General features: G+C 44.7%; 11 protein-coding genes. All 11 read right to left on the minus strand.

The features are described from left to right. Positions 1-337 (minus strand): hypothetical protein (locus tag OEZ43_21760; GenBank protein MDH5548206.1); only part of this gene is annotated, 337 nt, incomplete at its 3' end. A 155-nt stretch (positions 338-492) separates the two neighbouring features. Beyond that, positions 493-1,443, minus strand: a complete 951-nt coding sequence (locus OEZ43_21765; protein ID MDH5548207.1) for a hypothetical protein — start codon at positions 1,441-1,443, stop codon at positions 493-495. A 14-nt stretch (positions 1,444-1,457) separates the two neighbouring features. Then, positions 1,458-2,819, minus strand: a complete 1,362-nt coding sequence (locus OEZ43_21770; protein ID MDH5548208.1) for a LysM peptidoglycan-binding domain-containing protein — start codon at positions 2,817-2,819, stop codon at positions 1,458-1,460. 118 nt (positions 2,820-2,937) lie between these two features. Further along, positions 2,938-3,867, minus strand: a complete 930-nt coding sequence (locus tag OEZ43_21775) for a hypothetical protein (GenBank protein MDH5548209.1) — start codon at positions 3,865-3,867, stop codon at positions 2,938-2,940. A 29-nt stretch (positions 3,868-3,896) separates the two neighbouring features. Then, positions 3,897-5,069, minus strand: a complete 1,173-nt coding sequence (locus OEZ43_21780) for a hypothetical protein (GenBank protein ID MDH5548210.1) — start codon at positions 5,067-5,069, stop codon at positions 3,897-3,899. A 375-nt stretch (positions 5,070-5,444) separates the two neighbouring features. After that, positions 5,445-5,936: a hypothetical protein gene (locus OEZ43_21785; protein ID MDH5548211.1), complete on the minus strand. Its 492-nt coding sequence runs from the start codon at positions 5,934-5,936 to the stop codon at positions 5,445-5,447. Between the two features lie 6 nt (positions 5,937-5,942). Continuing rightward, the gene (locus OEZ43_21790) at positions 5,943-6,401 is read right to left on the minus strand and encodes a hypothetical protein (protein ID MDH5548212.1); all 459 of its coding nucleotides are present in this window, start codon (positions 6,399-6,401) and stop codon (positions 5,943-5,945) included. A gap of 155 nt (positions 6,402-6,556) precedes the next feature. Then, positions 6,557-7,507, minus strand: a complete 951-nt coding sequence (locus tag OEZ43_21795; protein MDH5548213.1) for a hypothetical protein — start codon at positions 7,505-7,507, stop codon at positions 6,557-6,559. A 14-nt stretch (positions 7,508-7,521) separates the two neighbouring features. Then, positions 7,522-8,883, minus strand: coding sequence for a LysM peptidoglycan-binding domain-containing protein (locus OEZ43_21800; GenBank protein MDH5548214.1), 1,362 nt, complete (start codon positions 8,881-8,883; stop codon positions 7,522-7,524). A 118-nt stretch (positions 8,884-9,001) separates the two neighbouring features. Beyond that, the gene (locus OEZ43_21805; protein MDH5548215.1) at positions 9,002-9,931 is read right to left on the minus strand and encodes a hypothetical protein; all 930 of its coding nucleotides are present in this window, start codon (positions 9,929-9,931) and stop codon (positions 9,002-9,004) included. A gap of 29 nt (positions 9,932-9,960) precedes the next feature. Beyond that, positions 9,961-10,453, minus strand: a 493-nt coding sequence (locus OEZ43_21810; protein MDH5548216.1) for a hypothetical protein, incomplete at its 5' end; no start/stop codon positions are given.

Genomic DNA, 10,453 nt, shown 5'->3' on the forward strand with positions numbered 1-10,453 from the left:
TCATATCCACATGCCATCTAGGAATTCCACTCTCGTTCACATAAGAACCAATCCGATTAAACGCTCCTGATTGATCGAGCAACTTCGCACCTTGATACTCGTCGTTAATGCGGTTTCCGTCTGGACCAACAATCTCTACGTCAGCTGCGTTACCAACACCATGTTGACCGCTCGATCCAGGTCGGTAGGCAGCACGATTTCCTTCTTCTCCATTTGTAACCAGCGGCCTGATTGAGAATTCACCCCCTGGGTGCTTGTCACGCATAGTCTGTGTCTCCGGTGAGGTATTCAAGAAATCTCGTGCTCCTTGTAAGCCTTCCACCAGTTCCGGGGTCACCAGAACCTTTCCTGATCTTGGGTCTCTAAACTCGCTGAGTGTAAAGTTATCAGAGAGTTTGGTATTTCGGTTTTCGTCTGTCAACCTAATGGGGAAGCTTACGCCACGAGTTCGCATTGAAAGCAGACAGGACAACAACAAACAAGCAAAGTCTATTATTTTACTGAGGCATTTTTAGGTTTGACTATCTCAAACTCAATTGCTCGTTTTTTGATTTTTTCGACAAATTCAGGTGAATCCTTCGCAAACTTCCATCGCCCATCGACGTAGATACTAATTTCATCTGTGGGAAACGTACGATAACGCTGATCGGGTGGAAAATTTAGATATTGATATTTCTTGTTTGGCTCAACGAAGTAAAGTTCAAATACGAGTCGATCAATTTTATATTTCTTTCCTGGTAGGGGTTCTATTCTTTCGCTCTCCAAATACATAAAGGTATAGGGCCAATTCATGTTGAAATCCGCAATATAATAAGTTACTTTAAATCCCTGTGTGGATTTCTCATGTTCCTCTTTTCTAAACTGCTCAATCAAGGCCAGCTTTTCAGGCGAAGGTGGTTTGTCTATCTCTGGCTCCCAATCGGAGTTAAAAATGACGGTCTTGCTAAAAACCTTTTTTTGATAACGTGCGAGTAAACGGCGATGATAATCGTGTTTAACCCGGTCCTCTTTATCAAGCCAGCCTAGCATTCTGTCGTAGGTAGCGTCGTCCGGTACTTCGTTGGTTTTATCGACGATAAACAGACGTGGCCGCTCCTTATCTTCCAACAGACCACAAGGTCCAGAATGGCTTTTTACATTATAGAAAAGCTGGTTTCCTAAGCCAATCTTCCCTAGTTTATCATCAGTCCCAATCTCCCGATGGATTCGGTTCGTGGTAAAAAACATCACCAAAAAATCAAAGTCGTTACTGTAGACGCTAACAGTAAACGGAGTATCCTTTGGAATAAGCAATCCATTGTATCCCCAATAGACGTCGAAACGCGCATCATCAATTACACATTTAAAGGCCTTTTCCCCATCGGTCATCGCGGAAGCGGCGAATGGAGTTATAAATGTAACAAGTAAAATCCATTTCCACGAATTCCTTTTAAACATTCTCACAGTTTATGGCTCCACTATTTATACCTAAAGAAAAGGAATTCATTTTTTTTCACTTCTTGAGGGAAGACTTGCTCATACATTCCTTGTTTAAGACCGCGGCTAATATAACCAGGTTCTGGAAGCGGTGGCGAATAATAAAACATCGCGCCCTGCGTATCATCCTTCACGTGTCCTCCTGCAACATTCAGGAAGGCACGTCCTGACTCATAATAGGCTGATCTATCAGCCTCGCTCAGGTTAGACGAGTCTTCGGCGCGATAAAACAGGTTTTTATACTGAGGGTTATCTGCTTTATCGCCCGCCGGATTCACGGCATCGTAGGCATTCTTTTGAAAGATCACGTCTTCGTAGGTCTTGAGTCCTTTGAATTCGTGTTTGGTATCCTCCAAACGACTCTTCATCGATTGCGCCACGGCTTCCTTAGAGGCATAGTTTTGGCCCGCAGCTTCACCAAATACCGCTCGACCACCTACTTCAGGATACTTATTGCTGAAGTTTAGATCGTGTTTGCCATCTTCGGTAATATTCCAGATACCTCGTCCAACCTCGGTCTTGTATTGTTGGTAAGACGCTGCGGTATTCAAATCAAAGACACCGGAGCGGCTAACGTCCCGATAGCCGTATTTATACAGTTGGTTTTGCAATGTCTTCACGTCTTTACTTTCAGCTCCAAGTTCAAAATTTGAAATGAAAGCTCCTTTTGGCAGCTTGCCTGTATTTCTATTGGAAGCGGGTATACCTGAATTATCTACCTTCTCTATAAACGCCCGGCTACTTATATCCCCTACGTTTAGGAACCCAGGATCACGCAAGCCTCCGGCTTGTTGAACCGTAAATTCAGCCAGGGTAGGCGGTCCGACAAAATCATTTGAAAGAGGTGCAACATCATTCAGACCCGGCACCACCAACTCCGCTCCCGCGTAAATCAAATCCGGGTTGTCGATGTTGTTGGCGGCCGCCAGGGCTTCGGTTGTGGTACCAAACTTCTGCGCCAGTTCAGACAAGGTGTCACCTTTCTGAATGGTGTAGTTGCTGTTGCTGCCGTCACCGGTGGCGTTTCCTGCACCCGCAACACCGGCATCCGCCAGTGAAGCAGTGTCTGTGCCGGATGTACCATTCGCGTCAAATGCGGCGCCCTTCGCTCCCTGAACCTCCCCGTCACTACCAATACCACCACTCACATCCGTCATGGTGCTGCCCTGATCAAGACTTGCCAGTTGCGTGTTGTCCAGCCCCAGCTTTGCCAACTGTTGTCGATCCAGCGGTTTACCGCTTTCATCCACGTACTGTCCGTTAACACGCTGCAGGTTGCGCCCGGCACCGGCATTCGCATCGTTCGCTGCCTTCGGTCCTGATGACGTTGGATCAGGCAGCATGCCGACGAGTTTCGCACCACCCGTGTGGACCTCTACTAAGGGCTACCTATGTATTCTATGAATTGTTGCGGTGGGAAATGAAGGGATAACATCAGGCGGAAGGAACAACAACAGGACATCATTTTACCTGAATTATTTCTCCGTCTTTAAACAAATATTCTTCATAAGGCTTAGTACTAGACTTCAGAAATGAAACGTGGATTCCGCCATTTTCGTATCCAAATGACGGCCATGCGCCACAATTACCGAACTCGGGTGACATGTGCTTTAAGCCCTTATTGCTGAATTCTAATATTCTGAACCGTTTATCACAGCCGTCGTTCTTCTCCATAAACCTAATTACGACAAACTGTGGACTTGACTCCATGGGATATTGAAACTTAATAAACCCTGCCTTGAATTGATGCTCTTGAAAAATTTTTTTTGTATTCAACTGAATGGTAATCTCTGTGTCGCCGTTTACTTTTTCTTCCGACACCACCATCAACTTTCCTGCAAGAGTATTTACTTCATCTTTATTGTAATATCGTTTTTTTTCTTCCTTTTTAGAAACATTTTTTCCTATTTTTCTCTTGTCTACTAACTGCCGTCCATGGTATTCCCAGCTTCCATCCGGATCTGCTGGGTGCATCGATGGCATTGTTATTTTCAAACGATCATTATCGAGATTTGCCTGTATCAAATCACTGCAAGTACCAAATTCTTTGGTTATAAAAATGTCGTTCTTGTTTTTGACATCAATGATTTTGTAGAAAGCCGGACAAGCATTTCCTCCATCTGTAAGGGAAATGACTATCAGAGTGCTATCACCCACTGAAAAATATCCATTTAAATACACAAAGGGGTAATCCTTTTCCTCATAAATCAATTTATCATCCAGAAATATTTTTACCGCCCTATTTCCAAAATCTTCCGGTTCGCCAAATTGCTTTTTTAAAACTGTGCCTTGGCCTGTTTTGAATGATTCCACGGAATCTTGAAATATCTCGGCGCTTGCTGAGTTTAATAAACCACAAAGGAGCAACACAAAACCGATTCGAAAATACATGGTTAATTCCTTTCCACTATTTGTCTCTTCTATTTAAACTTCGATGGATCAACATACTTGTTCATATGACCTTGTAACCATTCCCTGTAGGCAGTTGGTGCGTTACCTCCTGCTTGGTTAATATAGGTCGTAGCATGTTCATCTCCAACCTGTTTTGTCAATAGATTGGACGCTGTCTCTTGCGTTAGTATGGGCGCATTGGGTTTGTTGTCAATATTCAAGTTACGTTTTGCGCCTTCGTACCCACTTTGATGCGTCATGTACATGGCTTGCGCCAGTGTTTTTTCGTTGGCATCAGCCGACACCAACCCCGCATCTATTAACCTGTTCAAGTTACGGTTGCCCATTTCTGCTGCAGCCACAATTGACTCACGTGAACTGTAGCGCAAGTCGAGTAGTCCCTCTTTGTTGGTAATCTTGTTTTTGTCATCGATAAAGCCCAGTTCCTTGGCTCGTTGGTTTAAGTAAGTGTCAGATCGTTTGGCCTCGTCGATCCATGTTCCTTCAAGGAATTGCGTAAGACCTGCGGCCGTGGAACTCTTGTTCTTCGACATTGGATCCCATACACCATTCTTTTTGTCCGCTTCCGCATTTATGAGGGCGGCAATCGTCGCCTTGGTTCGACCAGTCCGTTGCGCCGCAAATTCAATATCCTGTTGGTACTTGCTGTTTTGGCGCAGATTGAGTGTATCGCTAGAAGCAGGTTTTGTTCCCTTTACCAATTCAAATACCGGCTTGTCGCCAACATCTTGCATCAAGAAGTCAGAGGCATTCAGCCCACCGGACTTTTGATCTGCAAGCGCTGCTATTTGCCCCGGACTCTCCCCACGAATAAACCGCTCCATCGCGGCCGTGGTCTTGCTGCCGAGTTTTCCATCGACACCATCGACCGTTTTTCCATTCGCCTTGTACTGCAAGGCCTCGGCTTCTCCACCGAGATTCTCCAGGATCAACTGCGCGGAGGCGATTTCATCCGCGGTGGCGGTGTTGCCTTTGGCGTAGACCATCGCCACGTATTCTTCCGGTGTCTCAGGGACATAACCGTTGTCGGTGGCAGCATTTCCTGTGCCGGATGTGGCCGCAGAACCGCTTGCACCTTCACCCGTCGCTGTCTTCAATCCATCACCCACTCCCGCGTCACCATTGCTCGCCACCATGCTGCCAATCCTTTGATCCAGGCTGGCGGCCATTACCGGTGACACGGTCTGGCCGGTGTTTTCCTATCCACTGGCCGTTGGCATTCTTGGCGTAGCCACTGCCACCGTTTGGATCATTGGCAGCATTCGGTCCACCAGTGCCACCCGAGCCCGATTTGCCTGGGCCTGTGGCTTTACCGATAGTTGGTTTCGGTGTTTACCTTTGCCTAGATCAGCATAGATGTAGTCGTTGGTGGGGTTGTCTTGTTGGCGCTTTTTGAAGGGCCAAATGGCTGCTTTAAGGTAAAATACTTCGGTTATTTTCAGTTGTTTTTATTGAGATTCAATCCGTTGCTGAGATCTGAGCCTTTGAGGGTCACCCCGCCTGCCCGATTCGCTACTGTGATAAAAGAAAGTGATTAGATGTCCTCAAGTTTCGTCTTATGGAAATGCGATACGAGAAAGCACTATCCATCTTCGAGTTTTACTATCCAGGTCCGGAAAATTATAGCCTAAAATGAAAATGTATTTGGAAGTTCCATCAAAGACAGACTCCTCCTCTAAATTAATTCCTTTTGTTCTCCATGTAACATACACCATTGCTAGGCGTTTCGTACTAGAAAGTTCAATTTTTTCTATATTTATCGATGAACTTTCATATCTTACAAACTCCGCTTCCTTTCTAGGCGCTAATTGTCCCAGTTCGAACAAACGCGAATCTGCCGCTCCATTTGTATTTATGATAATAAAATTTTCACTAGTTACTTCCTTGAACACATTTTCTTCTCCAAAGATAGACGCATGTGTATATTGTTCAATCGTTGATAAAATATTTTTCTCGTAGTTTAAATCAACCTTCGAACTCGCGCCCACAGCCGAGTGAGAAAGAGACAATAGTAATATCACGCAAGTTAATAAATTGGATTTTTTCATATTGATTTACCTTTGCTTAATATCTCTCAACCAAAAGTCTCTGGAAGATGAATCATAATACCTAATTCCGTCTGGATATTTATCAGGATCTTGGGCGTTAATCCAATAACTACTACGATAGCTATCCTTCATATCCACATGCCATCTAGGAATTCCACTCTCGTTCACATAAGAACCAATCCGATTAAACGCTCCTGATTGATCGAGCAACTTCGCACCTTGATACTCGTCGTTAATGCGGTTTCCGTCTGGACCAACAATCTCTACGTCAGCTGCGTTACCAACACCATGTTGACCGCTCGATCCAGGTCGGTAGGCAGCACGATTTCCTTCTTCTCCATTTGTAACCAGCGGCCTGATTGAGAATTCACCCCCTGGGTGCTTGTCACGCATAGTCTGTGTCTCCGGTGAGGTATTCAAGAAATCTCGTGCTCCTTGTAAGCCTTCCACCAGTTCCGGGGTCACCAGAACCTTTCCTGATCTTGGGTCTCTAAACTCGCTGAGTGTAAAGTTATCAGAGAGTTTGGTATTTCGGTTTTCGTCTGTCAACCTAATGGGGAAGCTTACGCCACGAGTTCGCATTGAAAGCAGACAGGACAACAACAAACAAGCAAAGTCTATTATTTTACTGAGGCATTTTTAGGTTTGACTATCTCAAACTCAATTGCTCGTTTTTTGATTTTTTCGACAAATTCAGGTGAATCCTTCGCAAACTTCCATCGCCCATCGACGTAGATACTAATTTCATCTGTGGGAAACGTACGATAACGCTGATCGGGTGGAAAATTTAGATATTGATATTTCTTGTTTGGCTCAACGAAGTAAAGTTCAAATACGAGTCGATCAATTTTATATTTCTTTCCTGGTAGGGGTTCTATTCTTTCGCTCTCCAAATACATAAAGGTATAGGGCCAATTCATGTTGAAATCCGCAATATAATAAGTTACTTTAAATCCCTGTGTGGATTTCTCATGTTCCTCTTTTCTAAACTGCTCAATCAAGGCCAGCTTTTCAGGCGAAGGTGGTTTGTCTATCTCTGGCTCCCAATCGGAGTTAAAAATGACGGTCTTGCTAAAAACCTTTTTTTGATAACGTGCGAGTAAACGGCGATGATAATCGTGTTTAACCCGGTCCTCTTTATCAAGCCAGCCTAGCATTCTGTCGTAGGTAGCGTCGTCCGGTACTTCGTTGGTTTTATCGACGATAAACAGACGTGGCCGCTCCTTATCTTCCAACAGACCACAAGGTCCAGAATGGCTTTTTACATTATAGAAAAGCTGGTTTCCTAAGCCAATCTTCCCTAGTTTATCATCAGTCCCAATCTCCCGATGGATTCGGTTCGTGGTAAAAAACATCACCAAAAAATCAAAGTCGTTACTGTAGACGCTAACAGTAAACGGAGTATCCTTTGGAATAAGCAATCCATTGTATCCCCAATAGACGTCGAAACGCGCATCATCAATTACACATTTAAAGGCCTTTTCCCCATCGGTCATCGCGGAAGCGGCGAATGGAGTTATAAATGTAACAAGTAAAATCCATTTCCACGAATTCCTTTTAAACATTCTCACAGTTTATGGCTCCACTATTTATACCTAAAGAAAAGGAATTCATTTTTTTTCACTTCTTGAGGGAAGACTTGCTCATACATTCCTTGTTTAAGACCGCGGCTAATATAACCAGGTTCTGGAAGCGGTGGCGAATAATAAAACATCGCGCCCTGCGTATCATCCTTCACGTGTCCTCCTGCAACATTCAGGAAGGCACGTCCTGACTCATAATAGGCTGATCTATCAGCCTCGCTCAGGTTAGACGAGTCTTCGGCGCGATAAAACAGGTTTTTATACTGAGGGTTATCTGCTTTATCGCCCGCCGGATTCACGGCATCGTAGGCATTCTTTTGAAAGATCACGTCTTCGTAGGTCTTGAGTCCTTTGAATTCGTGTTTGGTATCCTCCAAACGACTCTTCATCGATTGCGCCACGGCTTCCTTAGAGGCATAGTTTTGGCCCGCAGCTTCACCAAATACCGCTCGACCACCTACTTCAGGATACTTATTGCTGAAGTTTAGATCGTGTTTGCCATCTTCGGTAATATTCCAGATACCTCGTCCAACCTCGGTCTTGTATTGTTGGTAAGACGCTGCGGTATTCAAATCAAAGACACCGGAGCGGCTAACGTCCCGATAGCCGTATTTATACAGTTGGTTTTGCAATGTCTTCACGTCTTTACTTTCAGCTCCAAGTTCAAAATTTGAAATGAAAGCTCCTTTTGGCAGCTTGCCTGTATTTCTATTGGAAGCGGGTATACCTGAATTATCTACCTTCTCTATAAACGCCCGGCTACTTATATCCCCTACGTTTAGGAACCCAGGATCACGCAAGCCTCCGGCTTGTTGAACCGTAAATTCAGCCAGGGTAGGCGGTCCGACAAAATCATTTGAAAGAGGTGCAACATCATTCAGACCCGGCACCACCAACTCCGCTCCCGCGTAAATCAAATCCGGGTTGTCGATGTTGTTGGCGGCCGCCAGGGCTTCGGTTGTGGTACCAAACTTCTGCGCCAGTTCAGACAAGGTGTCACCTTTCTGAATGGTGTAGTTGCTGTTGCTGCCGTCACCGGTGGCGTTTCCTGCACCCGCAACACCGGCATCCGCCAGTGAAGCAGTGTCTGTGCCGGATGTACCATTCGCGTCAAATGCGGCGCCCTTCGCTCCCTGAACCTCCCCGTCACTACCAATACCACCACTCACATCCGTCATGGTGCTGCCCTGATCAAGACTTGCCAGTTGCGTGTTGTCCAGCCCCAGCTTTGCCAACTGTTGTCGATCCAGCGGTTTACCGCTTTCATCCACGTACTGTCCGTTAACACGCTGCAGGTTGCGCCCGGCACCGGCATTCGCATCGTTCGCTGCCTTCGGTCCTGATGACGTTGGATCAGGCAGCATGCCGACGAGTTTCGCACCACCCGTGTGGACCTCTACTAAGGGCTACCTATGTATTCTATGAATTGTTGCGGTGGGAAATGAAGGGATAACATCAGGCGGAAGGAACAACAACAGGACATCATTTTACCTGAATTATTTCTCCGTCTTTAAACAAATATTCTTCATAAGGCTTAGTACTAGACTTCAGAAATGAAACGTGGATTCCGCCATTTTCGTATCCAAATGACGGCCATGCGCCACAATTACCGAACTCGGGTGACATGTGCTTTAAGCCCTTATTGCTGAATTCTAATATTCTGAACCGTTTATCACAGCCGTCGTTCTTCTCCATAAACCTAATTACGACAAACTGTGGACTTGACTCCATGGGATATTGAAACTTAATAAACCCTGCCTTGAATTGATGCTCTTGAAAAATTTTTTTTGTATTCAACTGAATGGTAATCTCTGTGTCGCCGTTTACTTTTTCTTCCGACACCACCATCAACTTTCCTGCAAGAGTATTTACTTCATCTTTATTGTAATATCGTTTTTTTTCTTCCTTTTTAGAAACATTTTTTCCTATTTTTCTCTTGTCTACTAACTGCCGTCCATGGTATTCCCAGCTTCCATCCGGATCTGCTGGGTGCATCGATGGCATTGTTATTTTCAAACGATCATTATCGAGATTTGCCTGTATCAAATCACTGCAAGTACCAAATTCTTTGGTTATAAAAATGTCGTTCTTGTTTTTGACATCAATGATTTTGTAGAAAGCCGGACAAGCATTTCCTCCATCTGTAAGGGAAATGACTATCAGAGTGCTATCACCCACTGAAAAATATCCATTTAAATACACAAAGGGGTAATCCTTTTCCTCATAAATCAATTTATCATCCAGAAATATTTTTACCGCCCTATTTCCAAAATCTTCCGGTTCGCCAAATTGCTTTTTTAAAACTGTGCCTTGGCCTGTTTTGAATGATTCCACGGAATCTTGAAATATCTCGGCGCTTGCTGAGTTTAATAAACCACAAAGGAGCAACACAAAACCGATTCGAAAATACATGGTTAATTCCTTTCCACTATTTGTCTCTTCTATTTAAACTTCGATGGATCAACATACTTGTTCATATGACCTTGTAACCATTCCCTGTAGGCAGTTGGTGCGTTACCTCCTGCTTGGTTAATATAGGTCGTAGCATGTTCATCTCCAACCTGTTTTGTCAATAGATTGGACGCTGTCTCTTGCGTTAGTATGGGCGCATTGGGTTTGTTGTCAATATTCAAGTTACGTTTTGCGCCTTCGTACCCACTTTGATGCGTCATGTACATGGCTTGCGCCAGTGTTTTTTCGTTGGCATCAGCCGACACCAACCCCGCATCTATTAACCTGTTCAAGTTACGGTTGCCCATTTCTGCTGCAGCCACAATTGACTCACGTGAACTGTAGCGCAAGTCGAGTAGTCCCTCTTTGTTGGTAATCTTGTTTTTGTCATCGATAAAGCCCAGTTCCTTGGCTCGTTGGTTTAAGTAAGTGTCAGATCGTTTGGCCTCGTCGATCCATGTTCCTTCAAGGAATTGCGTAAGA

The sequence above is a fragment of the Gammaproteobacteria bacterium genome (genome assembly GCA_029881255.1).
GTDB lineage: Bacteria > Pseudomonadota > Gammaproteobacteria > S012-40 > S012-40 > JAOUMY01.